The following is a 13301-nucleotide window of genomic DNA, read 5'->3' as shown; positions in this document are numbered from 1 at the left end:
TAATGCGGGTAATCGAACTCAACAACGTTTTTGTTAGATACGTAGAGCCGTACAGGCTCGCGTTGAGGGAGGCGACTCTTTCGATAGAGGAGGGCGAGTTCGTCCTCCTGGTCGGGAGGACGGGGTCGGGGAAGTCGACGCTCATAAATACGATAAACGGGGTGATACCCAACATCATAAGAGCGGAGGTCCGGGGGAAGGTGTCTGTGTTGGGGAGGGATCCCAGGACGGCCCCCGTCTACAAGACCGCTATGGAGGTGGGCACCGTCTACCAAGTGCCGGAGAGCCAGATATTCGCGCTGATAGTCGAGGACGACGTGGCTTTCGGCCTAGAGAACAGGGCGGTGCCGCCGGAGGAGATGAGGGAGAGGGTCAAAGAGGCCCTGGAGCTTGTGGGGCTTTGGCACAAGAGGGCCCACCCGACCTTCCTCCTAAGCGGCGGGGAGAAGCAGAGGCTGGTCATAGCCGCCATACTGGCGCTTAGGCCCAAGATATTGATCCTCGACGAGCCCACCTCGATGCTCGACGCCGTGGGGACCAAGGAAGTCTTCGACCTCCTCGCCAAGCTGAACGAGGAGGGCATAACCATAATAGTGGCCGAGCACAAGGTGGAGAAGGTGCTCCCGATGGCCGACAGGGTGGTGGCGCTCGACAACGGATCCATCGTGCTAGACGAGGAGCCCCATCGGGCGGTGGCCAAGGGGTTGCACAAATTCGGCGTCGAGGAGCCGCAAGTAGCGTACCTCCACAGGCTGGCGAGCCCCGAGGACGCCGCGTTCCCCATAACCGTCGAGGAGTTCCTGGCGGCGCATAGGGACCTTAAGCTGGAGGCTGTGGAGGGCGAGGAGAGGCCGTCGGGGGAGGCCATAGTCTCGGCGAGGGGCGTCGTGTTCAGATATCCGGGCAACGAGGCGCCTACGCTCAAGGGCGTCGACATGGAGGTGCCCCGGGGGGCTGTCGTCAGCGTCGTGGGGCCGAACGGCTCGGGCAAGAGCACCCTCATGTACCTGCTCGCCGGCCTCTACAAGCCCACGTCGGGCGTCGTCGAGATAGACGGAAAGCCGCCGGCCGACCTCTCCGGCCAAGAGCGCGTGAGGCTTGTCGGCTACGCATTCCAGGACCCCGACCAGATGCTCATGAACACGACCGTCAAGGCCGAGATAGAGATGACCTTGAGGCTGGCCGGCGTGAGGGGCAGAGTCCTCGGCAGGCTGGCCCAGCAGATAGCCAAGGACCTCGGCATAGATAAACTGCTCGACAGAAGCCCGCACAAGCTGTCGGTCGGCCAGAGGAGGCTGGTCAGCCTCGCGGCCGTCCTCGCCGCCTCGCCCAAGGTGCTTATACTCGACGAGCCGACCAGAGGCCTCGATAGGGAGACCGCCGAGGCCACGATGAAGTACTTGATGGACATCAAGCGGGAGCGCGACATGACCATAATTCTCGTGAGCCACGACATGAGGCAGGTGGGCGACTACAGCCAGCTGGTCTACGTCATGTACGACGGCAAGGTGGCCTTCAAGGGCTCCCCCGAGGAGGCCTTCGCCGAGGCCGAGAAACACAGAGAGTGGGGCGTCGACCCGCCGCAGGTCTACCACGTGGCGAAGCACTACGGCGTGTTGGCCGCCAGCCCGAAGAGGTTGAGGGTGTCACCTTCCGTATAGGCCCACGGTGTATCCCACACCTATCACGTAGGGCCCCGCGGCCTGTAGGACTTGTCTAGCGGGGGCTCCGGGCGGCACCGCCAAGGTGGAGTTGAGCGCGTAGACGTATATCACGTATCTGTGAGGCTTGCCGGGAGGCGGACAAGGCCCGCCGTACCCGACCCTCCCGAAGTCGTTAACGGCTTGTAGCCCGTACTGCGTTGTGCCGTTGGTCGGCACGCCTTGCGGCAAGCTTGTCAAGTTGGGATTGACGTTGTAGAGGACCCAGTGCACGAACTCGCCGCCCGGCGCGTCGAGGTCAACCATTGCGATGAGGAGAGACTTGGCCCCTGCGGGAACTCCGCGCCAAGCCAGCGGCGGGGATATATCTGCGCCGTCGCAGGTATACTGCGTCGGGATCGTCGAGCCGTTGCTAAACGCGGGGGAATAGACCTCTATGGCGGCTCTGGCCGGTCCGGCTTTCTCGACGGCGGTAGGCCTCATGGAGTAGAACGCGGCGATAGCCAACGCGGCAACGGCGATCAGAACGGCGATTAGGACCTTCGACAGCCTCATGGCCAGACATCACTACGCATATATCAGCCTTTCTGCGCCATTTCGGCCACATGCTATTTATTAACTGGGCCTATTCTGCCGTGGAGCCGGCCCAAGCCTTGGGAGGCGCCCTCGCGTCGGATCTAGGCTCTATCCTCTACAACCCTATTGTCAACTGGGCCATATCGCTGGTTTATTTAATCTGGGGACCTGCCCTTGTTATATATCTAATATTCAAGCTGATAGGCTTCAGAGGGTATATGTCTCTGTTCAGATACGCGGGGGGCAAGTCCTTTCTCTACAGGCTCGATCCTAGAGTCAAGATACTGCTCTCTATAGTTGTGACGACGGTCGCCGCTATGACGGTCTGGTGGATATCGGCGATACTCTTCGCAGGCGTCATGGCGCTATACGCCTTCACCTCCAACGTGAAGGAGAAGATGAGGATAGTGGCGCCCCTAGTGCTGGCCTCCTTCATAGGCACGGCCTGGGTCCAATCCATGATAGCGCCGTACAGCTATCTCATGTACGACTTCGGCGAGGTCCACTTCATCTACGCCTTCCCCCAAGCCTTCTCCGCCCTCGGCATAACCCAAGCAAACGGCACCGCGTACGTGCCCTACCTGGGCTACGTCCAGAACCCTGTGGGACTGACCTGGGAAGGCTTCATATACGGGCTACAGATAACCTTTAGGTCGGTCGCCGCAATAGCGGCCGGCCTACTGCTTGTGTTCACCACACAGCCCTCCGACATCTTGACCTCGCTAGAGAAGTCGGGGCTCCCGGTTGAGCTAGGCTTCGCGTTGCTCCTCGCCGTCTCGTCAGTGCCCAAGGTGTTGGAGGCCTCCATGACTACCCTCAACGCCTTGAAGGCCAGGGGAGTCGACTTCCGGCCTAGAGGCAGAAACCCGTTTGCGGCCGCGTCGGCCCTAGGCAACGCTGTGAGGTACGTGTTGCTGGCTCTCGTGACCATCGTGGTCCTGACGCTCAAAGACGCCGTGCAGATAGCCATAGCGGCCGAGATAAGGGGGTTTAGGGCGAGCAGGAGGAGGACCTACTATCGGGAGATGAGGATGAGCAGAGCCGACTACATAGGCATAGCGCTGTTGCTGGCCCTGCTGGCGGCGGGGATCTACCTGTCGGGGGTGCCCGGCCTCGGCGCCATACCGTACAACCCGTAGTGCCGGCTCAAGCCAGCTTAAGGCCTAGCCGCAGTTGCAGCCGCCGGAGGCGCCGGCCAGGAGCTTGTTCTCCTCGGCAAGCCTCCTCCAGCAGTCCGGACACAGCAGAACGGCGCCTACGCCCTTGACGTAGCCCTCCAACAACGCCGTGTCCGACCTCCCGCACAGATAGCACTTATACATCGCCTTGCCCTACCCAGCAGTTTATAAACGAGTCCATAGGTGCAGTTTCTGCACATTAAGCGGAAACGATATTAAATAGAGAGAGCGACGTAGCGGTGGAGAAGAGGTATAGGTTCCTCGACTACTACGCCGTAGCCGCCTCCCTCGGCATATTGATCGCGCTGTCCTCGTTCCTGTCCAGCGAGCCCAAGCCTCTACATGCCGTGCTCGCGACGGTTTTGGCCGTCGCGGCGGTGGCCGTCCTCTTCGAGTGGACGTGCGGGTACATCAGGGTGTTCGTGGTCGACGACGACAAGATAGTCTCTCTATGCCTCGGCCGCAAGAACTACGTGGCTTTCAGGGCAGAGGTGCGGCGCGTTGTGTTGGAGAACTTTCTCCTGTACTCCCGCCTGTCGTTTGTAGGAGGCGGGAAGGCCGGCCACATAGAGGCCCCGGGGTACGTGGTCGAGAAGCTGGCCAGAGACATCTCGGCGTGGTGGGAGGTCGAGATGCACGAGGTGTGGCGGCCGATACCCCTTCCCCAACTCGAATCCAGACAGTGACCGCGCGTCCGGAATAGTTTTAAGCTTGCAGCGGCTTTACGCAGTGGGGTAGGGAGTCCGTGGAGGTGTTGAGGGAGCGGGCGCTTCTCTTCCTCGAGGCGACTAGGGACGACCTCAAGGCCGGCAGATACGACCTAGCGGCGTTCCACAGCGAGCAGGTTACCCAGCTCGCGCCTAAGTACCTCTTGGCGTCCGCCCTCGGGCACTACCCACATACCCACTCCCTCGCGGCGTTTTAGTCAAGACAGTGCGGGAGGACGTGTGGAGGCTCTTCGAGGAGAACCGCATGGAGTTCGAGGTCATGGAGGACGCCTATATAGGCGGCAGGTATCTCCCCAGGAGGTACTCGAAAGAGGTGGCCGAACGCCTTGTGAAGACGGCGGAGAGGCTCGTCGGGCTATGCACCTCCAGCACTACTTAACCCGTGGGCGCGTGTTGGATGGAGGACGTATGTGGAGAGGCTGTGCGCGCCGGCGAGAGCCCTCCTGGGGGAGGCCAGGGTGGCTGTCTTCGGGAGCGTGGCCAGAGGCGATTGGGCCCCCGACAGCGACATAGACGTGTTGATAATCTCTCTAAACGCCCCTGAGGATCCCTGGCGCCGGGCCGAGGTCTCGAAGGCCTTGAAAGACGCCGCGGGGGAGGCGTCGGCCGTCTTGGAGCTCCACATAGTCACCACACGGCAATACGAGGAGTGGTACAAGAAGTTTATCGATAAGGAAGTAGATATATGTTAAGCGCCCTCGCCCGTCCAGCCGGCAGAAAAGTCCACGAGACGATACGGCGTTAGCCGCCCTCCAGCAACCCGGCTACTCTTACCCGCTTTCCGCTATCCGGAGTCCTGGGGGTCCGGGCCAGCGCGTCCGGAAGGGGCCGCCCAGAGAGCAGAAAATCAGCCGAAGAGGCCCCAGTCGGGCACCTTGAAGTCCCTCCTCAGAGGGTAGAGGGGCTTGCCGGTCTTCTCGTCTATACAGCAGTCGGGGTCCAACAAGAAGCGCTTGCCCATGTGGGGATTGCCGTCGAACCATATGCCGAACATCTCGTGGCATTCCCTCTCGTCGTAGTCCGCTGAGGGGAATATGTCTGCTATGGACGCTATGTGCGGGTTGTCGCGCGGGATCTCGGCCCGCACGTTCAGGATATGGCCCTTCAACTCCGGCGTGAGGTACGACATAAAGGTGTAGAGCATGACGAACTTCTTCTCCTCCATGTAGTCCATGGCGCTGACGGAGAGGGCTTGGTCGAAGCCGAGCTCCTTGAGCTTCTGCGCCACTTCCCTGATCCTCCCGGCTGGCACCATGACGCAGAGATAGCCGTCGGCCGACACGCCGTGTGAGAGCAACATGTCGCCGAGTGCCTCCTTGATCTTAGGCAGAAGCGGGTGGTCGGCCTGCGGCGGGCACTTGGGCGGTAGCTTGGCCGACATGGCTACGCGGGCTGGGCCTGCGTCGCGGCCGCCGTCGGCGCGGCGGCTGGCTTGGCGGGGGCCGCGGGCTTCGCGGCGGGCTTAGCCGCGGGCTTGGGCTGCGGCAGATAGGGCGTTAGGTCGACCTTGACGGGCTTCACCTCGGGACCTGGCTTGCCCAATATCTTGTTGCCGACCATGAAGAAGGCCCTTATCACCGCCTCGGGGGTCGGCGGACATCCGGGTATGTACGCGTCGACCGGCACTATGGTGTCCACCTGCACGACGTGGTAGGAGTTCCAGAACAGGCCGCCCCTCACGGCGCAGGCGCCCATGGCTATGACGAACTTGGGCTCCGGCATCTGCTCGTAGACCCACTTCAGCACTTTCGCCATCTTTCTGGTTATAGTGCCCTCCACGAGTATGACGTTTGTCTGCCTCATAGTGTTGAAGGGCAGGACGCCCCACCTCTCGGCGTCGAAAACGGGGGCAGATGTATGGGCCACCTCAACGCCGCAACAGCTCGTCACTAGGTGGACCGGCCACATGGACCACTTGATTCCCCATCTAATTATCCTATCCAGCTTCGCCTGCTTCAACATATACTCCTTGAGGCCCTGTATAACCGACACGTAGATCTCATCGTTTCCCTATAAATAGATTCCTCCCTTCTCCAAATTTTAATATTTTTACTTTCCATAATATTAATTGAAAATTATCTTTTCAAAAACAAATATATGTATCTCTATATAATTATAATTTTAATGAAATACCCTCAATCTAGCCTATACTTAAGCATGATATAGCACATTTCTTTAATGTTTTAGGACATCTCCGCATATGTCCTCAAACCTTGGCGCGCCCGACAGGCCGAACCCCTTCGAGCACCTCGATAGGCTTAAGCTTACGTGGACCCATATAAAGATATGGTACCTCTCGGGCGCCGGGTTCTTCACAGACGCCTACGACCTCTTCGTTATAGGCGCAGTCCTCACCGTTCTGAGCGCATACGCGGTGCCCGGCTTCGAGGAGCTACACGGCCCCAACGCGGCGTACTGGAGCGGCCTTCTCGGCTCCGCCGCCCTCTGGGCGACCATAGCCGGGCAACTCCTCTTCGGCTTTCTCGGCGATAGGCTCGGCAGGAAGTACCTCTACGGCGTCGAGGCCGCCATACTGACCTTCGGGGCCCTCCTCAGCGCAGTTGCGCCGAACCTCCTCTGGCTGATAGCCGCGAGGGTCTTCTTGGGCTTCGGCATCGGCGGCGACTACCCCATATCGGCGACCATAATGTCGGAGTACTCCAACGTGAGGGATCGAGGAAAGCTGGTGGCTCTGGTCTTCGCCAATCAAGGCCTCGGCATACTAGCCTCTGTAGGCGTGGCGCTTGCGAGCATAGCCTTACTGCCGCCGGAGTTGGCGTGGAGGGTCATGTTGGGCGTCGGCGCAATACCGGCCGCGACGGTGATATACCTCAGGAGGAGGATACCGGAAACGCCGCGTTTCGCCCTGCTGGTGAAGGGCGACGTCGAGGAGGCGAGGAAGGCCGCGAAGCTCTTCGGCGCCGACATACAGACGCCGGCCAGAGTCGAGGGGCTCAGCCTCCGGCAGTTCCTCTCCGATAACTGGAAGGTCCTGCTCGGCACTACGGTGCCCTGGTTTCTCATGGACATAGCCCTCTACGGCACCGGCGTCTATTCGGGCGCCGTGGTCGCCTCGATAATGGGGCCGGCCAGCGACATCTTCAAGCAGATATTCTACCAGAGCGTGCCGTTCCTCGTGGGGTTCCCGGGCTACTTCGTGGCCGCCTTCCTCCTAGACAAGCTGGGGAGGAAGCCCATACAAGGGCTCGGCTTCGCGGCGATGGCCGCAATATACCTCGCCGTATCGACTATAATAGTCGCTGCGGGCAAGTCGGTGGAGCTTTTGGCGCCCGCCGCGGCGACCTTGGCCCTCTACTCGCTGAGCTACTTCTTCATAAACTTCGGCCCCAACACGACCACCTTCGTGTTGCCGGCAGAGGTCTACCCCACGCGCTACAGGACGACCGGCCACGGCATATCGGCGGCCGCCGGCAAGCTCGGCGCGGCGATATCCACGTTGTTCTTCCCGACGCTCCTCGCAACCATCGGAGTGTCGCATCTGTTGCAACTGCTGGCCTTAGTGAGCTTGTTGGGCATACCGTTCACCGTGTTCATGCTACCAGAGCCCAAGTTAGCGAGCCTGGAGATAGTAAGCGGGGAGCACAAATACATAAGGGCCTATTAATTCGACGCGTCTTTTCGTCCGGCCTGGTCTCCTCCCCGCCGCGTAGGCGAGCTAGGGCTGGATTGGAGCCTCAGACGCGGCTCGGGCTCCCCCGCCTCCTCGATCTACGGCCGCGCTCGTCCCAGGCGGCTAGGGCCGCGACCACCGCCGATCCGGCGAAGACGTCGACCATGGGGCTGAAGTCGGCCACGTAGAAGCTGAACAGCGTCGTGTTGCCTAGGGCGTAGGCGGCTGCGAGCCCGGCCCACATGGACCACGGGAAGAGAGCCGCTATCACGAGCTTCTTATCCTTGAGCAAGACGGCGACTGGGGTGAGGATGGCCCAGAGCCACATGACGGCTACGTTCACCCTGGCGTATAGGTTCTGGCCTAGATAGAACGGGTGGATGTCGAGGAACCACCCCCAGGGAGTCGATATCTGGCTCTCCGCGTTGCCCGCTATGTGTCCCGACGTCACGTCCCAGCTCATCATGTGGAGAAAGCTGTCCTTAAACCACGCGACGGGCCCGCCGAGGTAAACCATGAGCGGGGCCGACAGGGCCACGTAGACGGCCGCCGGTATGAAGACGGCGTACGTCAGCCTCTTGAGGGGCTTGTCCTCGAGCTCGCCTATGTAGTAGAGGTAGGGCAGGAGTAGGGGGAACGTGGTCTCCTTGGCGGCAAAGGCGAGGCCCAAGGCGATAGACGAGGCGAGCCTCCTCTCAGACACCAACAGGTATAGGGCGAGGAGGGCGAAGAAGCCGGCGTATGCGTCCAGCATGGCTATGCCGTGGAGGGCCCAGAAGTTGGGATCGAATATCAACGCGACGGCCGATATGGCCCCGGCCAGCACGGCCGCCGCCTCGCCTCTATCCCTAAGCAACTCGTAGCCTGTCAGATAGGCCAGGACCACCGCGGCGCCTCCGACAATCCAGCCCGGCAACCGCCAGGCGAGGGGGTAGTAGCCGAGCGCCGCTATGGACAACGCCAAGATGTACTTGACGAGCGGCGGATGTTCGAGGTTCAGGTAAGTGGATATGCCGCTGGCGTTAGGGTAGGGGTAGGACATGGACTCGTTGTAGCCGAAAACCTGGGTCAGTATGTTGTAGGCGGCGGGGGCGTACCAAGTCTCGTCGGAGACGTAGCCCTGGAGGCCAGCGAATTGCGTATAGGTATAGTACACGTAGACTGCGGCGACCACCACTACAGCCGCCAAGGCAATCCAGCGCAGACGCATGTAGGCGCGGCGCTCCCCATTATTAAACTTGCCCGCGGCGCTATTACACAGACGCGTGTAATGCAAAAAACACACATCCCGCGTTAAATAAAAATATTTATGTATTGATATGCGTGTCATATCTAAAAATAAATAGAAGAGAACTGGTCAAGCTCGGCGTAACTATCGGCGTCGTGTCTGCCCTAGGCGCGCCTCTGGCCAAGATAGTGCTGTCGCAGACGGCCCAGCCTGTCCAAAAGGCCGGCGCCGCCGGGCCCAAGTACATACCCATATACTGCGGCGCGTGCGGCTCCAAGTGCGGCCTCTACTTCGTCAACAGCGGGGACGCGATGTATATAGTGCCTAACCCCAGCCACCCGCAGCCCGGCATGTGCGCCCGCCCGGCGGCGGCGATACAGATGTGGGGCCACCCGCTGAGGCTGAGGAAGCCTCTCAAGAGGGTCGGCCAGAGAGGCGAGGGGAAGTTCCAGGAGGTGGACTGGGACATTGCGCTGAACGAGGCGGCGGCCAAGCTCAAGGAAGTGGCGGACAAATACGGCCCCCAGGCGATAGCATTCACGAGGCACGACCACATGTCGTGGCACCTACCGCTCATAGCCTCGTTGATAGGAACGCCCAACGTGATAGGCCATGAGGGAACCTGCCACGACGCCTCCACCGCGGCTAGGCAAGTCGTGCTGGGCGCCGGAGGGCCGCCGGCCGTGGATCCCGACTACGCCAACCTGAACTACCTGTTGCTGATAGGGAGGAACCTCGACGCGGCTATGGGCCTGGTCAGGGCGCTCTCCAAGGCGAGGGAGGCAGGGGCCAAGGTCGTGGTCGTCGACCCGAGGGCCCCCAACCTCGCGTTCTCGTCGGTGGAGTGGGTCCCCATAACACCGGGCACCGACGCCGCGTTGCTCCTGTCGATGATATATGTAATCATAAACGAGGGGCTCTACGACGTCCAGTTCCTCAAGAGGTACACCAACGCCCCCATGTTGGTGAAGCCCGACGGCCAGCCTCTGACCCAGAAGGATTTGGGGCAGGAGGGCTCCGCCTATCTGGTCTTCGATGCGGCGTCCGGCGGCTTCAAGCCGCTAGGATCGGCGGCGGATCCGGCGCTCGACTACGAAGGGGATGTGGACACGCCGTCGGGGAGCGTCCACGTCAAGACAGCGTTCAAGCTACTGGCCGAGAGGGCGGCCAAGTACCCGCCCGAGAAGGCGGCCCAGATAACCGGGATCCCCGCCGACGAGATAATCCGCCTGGCCAGGGAGTTCGCCACGAGGCGAGGGGTGGCGGAGGACGGGTGGTACGCGGCCAAGAACGGGAACGAGTTCGACGTGTATAGGGCAATACTCATACTCAACGCGCTGGTGGGCAACATAGACAAACGCGGCGGCTTGTGCTTCCAAGAGCCCGCGAAGTTCCCCAACTCCTGCACCATAGGCGCCGACAAGATAGACACAATATTCGGCGTGTCTCTGCCTCCGTTGAAGGCCAAGAGGGTCGACACCATGAAGTACCCTCTGGCCGTCAGCTCCTTCGACGCGCTTCTAGACGCCGTATTGACGGAGAAGCCGTATCCCGTAAAGGCTTTGATAATAGTGGGCACAGCCCCGTTCCACAGAGACGTCAACACGCAGAAGCTGAAGGAGGCCTTCAAGAAGCTCGACCTAGTGGTGACCATAGACATACTGCCGCAAGACCACGTGGACTGGTCCGACTACGTCTTCCCCGACCTCATGTTCTTGGAGAGGAGCGAGATCTCGTCCGCTCCCTGGACCCTCGACGCGGCCGTCGTGTACTCCAACAAGGTGCTCGACCCGCCGCCCGGCGTCGACGCCCGCCACGCGCTCTGGATCCTGCTAGAGCTCGTGAGGAGGGCGTGGCCGGACAAGGCCGCTCTGATAGGGTACACAGATAGATACGCGGACTACGCCCAGTTCGAGGCCTTCGAGGAGCAGCTGTTCGGGAAAGTGCTGGACTATCTGTCAAAGGCCTGGAACGTCTCGAAGGAGGAGCTCGAGACGTCGTTGAGGACTAAGGGCTACTACGTGCTCAAGCGGAAGACGTACGAGGTCAGGCCGTACAAGTCCAAGCTCTCCACGCCCACGGGCCTCGTGGAGATATACTCGCTCGCCGCGTTGAAGTACGGCCTCGACCCGTTGCCCGACTGGACCCCGCCGCCGGCCTACAGCCAGCCCAAGGCCCCCAACGAGTTCTACCTAGTGACGGGCAAGGACCAGAACGTGTCGGGCCACTTCGCCTTCACCTACGACTCGAAGTATCTGACCGAGAGGTGCGTCTGGATGAATCCGGCAGACGCCGAGCGCCTCGGCGTGAGGGACGGAGACGTCGTGACGCTCGAGGGAGTCGACAACGGCTTCGCGGCGAGGACTTGCGTGAAGGTGACCAACAGAGTGAGGCCCGGCGTGTTGTTCGCCTACGCCTTTGCCGGAGGCCACACGTCCGCCCTCGTGGACGGCCAGTACGACTTCCTCCGCACGGGCGTCAACCCGCAGTGGTTCACTAAGGGGTACGTGGCGCCGGTGATAGGCACCGCGGGGACGAACTCGGTGGTTAGGGTGAGGCTATGACGAGGCTCGCCTTCCTCTGGGACCAATCCCGTTGCATATCGTGCGGCGCGTGTATAGCCGCCTGCAACGCCGCCAACTACGGCTCCTCCACCTCGCCCAACGTGTCGTGGAACTGGCTCAGGACCAACATAAAGAGGATAGAGCTGGGCAGAGCCGCCAGGCCCATGTTGTATCTCCTCCAGTGCCAGCACTGCGAAAACCCGCCGTGCGTCACCGTGTGCCCCACCGGCGCGTCCTACAAGGACAAGGACGGCTTGGTCAAGATAAATTACGACCTCTGCATAGGCTGTAGGTACTGCATGGTGGCCTGCCCCTACGACGCCCGTTGGTTCAACGAGTCTCTGTGGGCGCCGGTCAAGTGCATGGGCGAGGAGTGCCAGGCCAGGCTGGCCAGAGGGGAGCAGCCCGTCTGCGTCGCCGTATGTCCGGCGGGCGCCCGCGACTTCGGCGACTTGGACAACCCGAGCTCGTCGATATCGAGGCGCTTGGCCGAGTCGAGGTACGTGAAGCTTCTCGACAACATGGGCACCAGCCCCAAGTACTTCGTCGTGGTGGGGCCATGAGGTGGGCCAGGCTAGCCTCGGCGGTCGCGTTGCTCGCGGCCGGCTCTGCATTGGTGTGGCTGGGCTATCTGGGCAGGTCTGTGGAGGAGATACCTTGGGGCCTCTTGGTGCCCGGCTACGTATACTTCGCCCTCATGGCCACCGGCTCGAGCATAGTCAACTCCATATACACCGTGTTCGGCTACAGAGGGCCTAACGGCGAGTACGAGAAGATAATCAAGCTCGGGGTGTGGTTCTCGCTGATAACCATAGTGCCGGCCTGGATAATGATTTTGATGGACCTCAGAAGCCCGCTGTCGGCTGTCAACATATTCGTGCACAGCCAAGGAGGCCTCTCGCTGTTCTTCCAGTACCGCTCGGGCATAACGTGGATGGCCACGCTCTACATGCTGTTCGCCCTAGCCCTATTGGTGGAGCTGGTGTACTTCATAAGGAGCGAGGTCGACGAGAGGCTGAGGGCTATGAAGTCGGCGGAGCTGGCCATAGCCGTAGCCGTTCTGGTGGTCACCGTGGTCCTCCACAGCAACCTCGGGCAGGTCTTCGGCAACGTGGCCGCCGTGCCGGCGTGGTACGGGCCCCACATGGCGCTCTACTTCATAGCCAGCGCGATAGCCATAGGCGCAGCCGGACAGGCCCTGTTTATATCGGCGTTCGCGGGGAGCCTAGGCATTAAGGACTTCGTGGCCAGATACTACGGCAGAATGCTCATGATCGCCCTGCCCGTGCTGGCCTTCATAAAGGGCTGGATGGTTATAAGCTCTTGGTACAACCCAGCCGCCTGGGAGGGCTACAAGCTGATAGTCTCCAGCCCCAACTTCTACGTATTCGAGATAGGCCTGCTGTTAGCCGTGCCGTTCGCGCTCGCGGCCCTGGCTTACTACAGGAAGAGCCTGCCCCTAGCGCTGGCGGCCGCCGCGCTCGTGGTGGCCGCCGGCTTCGTGGACAAGTACGATCTCCTGATAGAGCCCCAGGCGGCCCACATATCCTACAGCCTCGGCGGCTGGGCCGGCGTAGGCTCCGTCCACTATGCCCCCACCCTCTCGCAGATAGAGATAGCTGTCGGCTCGGTGCTCGCCTACATAGCGCTGTTGGCGCTCGGCGTGTCGTTACTGCCGCTCAAGCCTGGCGAAAAGCCGAAAGTGCTTTATATATTCAAATAGTTTTTTCATTTC

The 13301-nt window shown here is 61.1% G+C and carries 15 protein-coding genes; 10 read left to right on the top strand and 5 right to left on the bottom strand.

Features of this window, described 5'->3' with window-relative positions:
- Window positions 1-2 precede the first annotated feature (2 nt).
- Window positions 3-1661, top strand: a complete 1659-nt coding sequence (locus TUZN_RS05865; RefSeq protein ID WP_013680033.1) for an ABC transporter ATP-binding protein — start codon at window positions 3-5, stop codon at window positions 1659-1661.
- Here the strand turns inward: TUZN_RS05865 and TUZN_RS05860 are convergent.
- Window positions 1647-2216 (bottom strand): YbhB/YbcL family Raf kinase inhibitor-like protein, encoded by a 570-nt coding sequence (locus tag TUZN_RS05860; RefSeq protein ID WP_013680032.1) that lies wholly within the window; start codon window positions 2214-2216, stop codon window positions 1647-1649. The genes TUZN_RS05865 and TUZN_RS05860 overlap by 15 nt on opposite strands.
- Window positions 2217-2296: 80 nt before the next feature.
- Between TUZN_RS05860 and TUZN_RS05855 the strand changes: the two genes are divergently transcribed.
- Entirely contained in the window at window positions 2297-3376 is a 1080-nt protein-coding gene (locus tag TUZN_RS05855) for an energy-coupling factor transporter transmembrane component T family protein (RefSeq protein WP_237698196.1), read from the top strand.
- Window positions 3377-3400: 24 nt separating this feature from the next.
- Here the strand turns inward: TUZN_RS05855 and TUZN_RS11340 are convergent, their stop codons facing one another.
- Window positions 3401-3559 (bottom strand): hypothetical protein, encoded by a 159-nt coding sequence (locus tag TUZN_RS11340; RefSeq protein ID WP_013680030.1) that lies wholly within the window; start codon window positions 3557-3559, stop codon window positions 3401-3403.
- Window positions 3560-3654: 95 nt separating this feature from the next.
- Here TUZN_RS11340 and TUZN_RS05850 point away from each other — a divergent pair, with 95 nt between their 5' ends.
- Genes TUZN_RS05850 through TUZN_RS05840 form a run of 4 tightly spaced genes read left to right on the top strand, consistent with a single transcriptional unit; the run spans window position 3655 to window position 4835 of the window.
- Window positions 3655-4101, top strand: coding sequence for a hypothetical protein (locus TUZN_RS05850; protein WP_013680029.1), 447 nt, complete (start codon window positions 3655-3657; stop codon window positions 4099-4101).
- Window positions 4102-4160: 59 nt separating this feature from the next.
- The gene (locus TUZN_RS11535; protein ID WP_272941275.1) at window positions 4161-4340 is read left to right on the top strand and encodes a HEPN domain-containing protein; all 180 of its coding nucleotides are present in this window, start codon (window positions 4161-4163) and stop codon (window positions 4338-4340) included.
- A gap of 8 nt (window positions 4341-4348) precedes the next feature.
- Window positions 4349-4522, top strand: coding sequence for a HEPN domain-containing protein (locus TUZN_RS11530; RefSeq protein ID WP_272941274.1), 174 nt, complete (start codon window positions 4349-4351; stop codon window positions 4520-4522).
- Between the two features lie 31 nt (window positions 4523-4553).
- Entirely contained in the window at window positions 4554-4835 is a 282-nt protein-coding gene (locus tag TUZN_RS05840) for a nucleotidyltransferase domain-containing protein (RefSeq protein WP_013680028.1), read from the top strand.
- Between the two features lie 155 nt (window positions 4836-4990).
- On the opposite strand, the gene TUZN_RS05835 is transcribed toward TUZN_RS05840, so the two are convergent.
- Window positions 4991-5524 carry an NADH-quinone oxidoreductase subunit D gene (locus tag TUZN_RS05835; RefSeq protein WP_013680027.1) on the bottom strand — a complete coding sequence of 178 codons (534 nt, stop codon included), beginning with the start codon at window positions 5522-5524 and terminating at the stop codon, window positions 4991-4993.
- A 2-nt stretch (window positions 5525-5526) separates the two neighbouring features.
- On the bottom strand, window positions 5527-6105 hold the full coding sequence (locus tag TUZN_RS05830) for an NADH-quinone oxidoreductase subunit B (RefSeq protein WP_052886310.1): 579 nt from the start codon (window positions 6103-6105) through the stop codon (window positions 5527-5529).
- Window positions 6106-6343: 238 nt separating this feature from the next.
- Here TUZN_RS05830 and TUZN_RS05825 point away from each other — a divergent pair, with 238 nt between their 5' ends.
- Window positions 6344-7768, top strand: a complete 1425-nt coding sequence (locus tag TUZN_RS05825) for an MFS transporter (RefSeq protein ID WP_013680025.1) — start codon at window positions 6344-6346, stop codon at window positions 7766-7768.
- Between the two features lie 70 nt (window positions 7769-7838).
- On the opposite strand, the gene TUZN_RS05820 is transcribed toward TUZN_RS05825, so the two are convergent.
- Window positions 7839-8984, bottom strand: coding sequence for a glycosyltransferase family 39 protein (locus TUZN_RS05820; protein ID WP_052886125.1), 1146 nt, complete (start codon window positions 8982-8984; stop codon window positions 7839-7841).
- Window positions 8985-9097: 113 nt separating this feature from the next.
- Here TUZN_RS05820 and TUZN_RS05815 point away from each other — a divergent pair, with 113 nt between their 5' ends.
- Genes TUZN_RS05815 through nrfD form a run of 3 tightly spaced genes read left to right on the top strand, consistent with a single transcriptional unit; the run spans window position 9098 to window position 13289 of the window.
- Window positions 9098-11566 carry a molybdopterin-dependent oxidoreductase gene (locus TUZN_RS05815; RefSeq protein WP_013680023.1) on the top strand — a complete coding sequence of 823 codons (2469 nt, stop codon included), beginning with the start codon at window positions 9098-9100 and terminating at the stop codon, window positions 11564-11566.
- Window positions 11563-12129, top strand: coding sequence for a 4Fe-4S dicluster domain-containing protein (locus TUZN_RS05810; RefSeq protein ID WP_013680022.1), 567 nt, complete (start codon window positions 11563-11565; stop codon window positions 12127-12129). Before TUZN_RS05815 ends, TUZN_RS05810 begins: the two co-directional genes overlap by 4 nt.
- Window positions 12126-13289 carry an NrfD/PsrC family molybdoenzyme membrane anchor subunit gene (gene nrfD, locus TUZN_RS05805; protein WP_013680021.1) on the top strand — a complete coding sequence of 388 codons (1164 nt, stop codon included), beginning with the start codon at window positions 12126-12128 and terminating at the stop codon, window positions 13287-13289. The genes TUZN_RS05810 and nrfD overlap by 4 nt, the downstream gene beginning before the upstream one ends.
- Window positions 13290-13301: the final 12 nt, after the last annotated feature.

The organism is Thermoproteus uzoniensis 768-20 (genome assembly GCF_000193375.1).
GTDB classification, from domain to species: Archaea; Thermoproteota; Thermoprotei; order Thermoproteales; family Thermoproteaceae; genus Thermoproteus; species Thermoproteus uzoniensis_A.
This window is presented reverse-complemented; position numbering and strand designations above follow the sequence as displayed.

Excerpts from the sequence above, each read along its gene's own strand:
- TUZN_RS05830 (WP_052886310.1), bottom strand. The coding sequence starts at position 6,105 with ATGTTGAAGCAGGCGAAGCTGGATAGGATAATTAGATGGGGAATCAAG.
- TUZN_RS05825 (WP_013680025.1), top strand. The coding sequence starts at position 6,344 with ATGTCCTCAAACCTTGGCGCGCCCGACAGGCCGAACCCCTTCGAGCAC.
- TUZN_RS05865 (WP_013680033.1), top strand. The coding sequence starts at position 3 with ATGCGGGTAATCGAACTCAACAACGTTTTTGTTAGATACGTAGAGCCG.
- TUZN_RS05810 (WP_013680022.1), top strand. The coding sequence starts at position 11,563 with ATGACGAGGCTCGCCTTCCTCTGGGACCAATCCCGTTGCATATCGTGC.
- TUZN_RS05860 (WP_013680032.1), bottom strand. The coding sequence starts at position 2,216 with ATGAGGCTGTCGAAGGTCCTAATCGCCGTTCTGATCGCCGTTGCCGCG.
- TUZN_RS11340 (WP_013680030.1), bottom strand. The coding sequence starts at position 3,559 with ATGTATAAGTGCTATCTGTGCGGGAGGTCGGACACGGCGTTGTTGGAG.
- nrfD (WP_013680021.1), top strand. The coding sequence starts at position 12,126 with ATGAGGTGGGCCAGGCTAGCCTCGGCGGTCGCGTTGCTCGCGGCCGGC.
- TUZN_RS05820 (WP_052886125.1), bottom strand. The coding sequence starts at position 8,984 with ATGCGTCTGCGCTGGATTGCCTTGGCGGCTGTAGTGGTGGTCGCCGCA.
- TUZN_RS05835 (WP_013680027.1), bottom strand. The coding sequence starts at position 5,524 with ATGTCGGCCAAGCTACCGCCCAAGTGCCCGCCGCAGGCCGACCACCCG.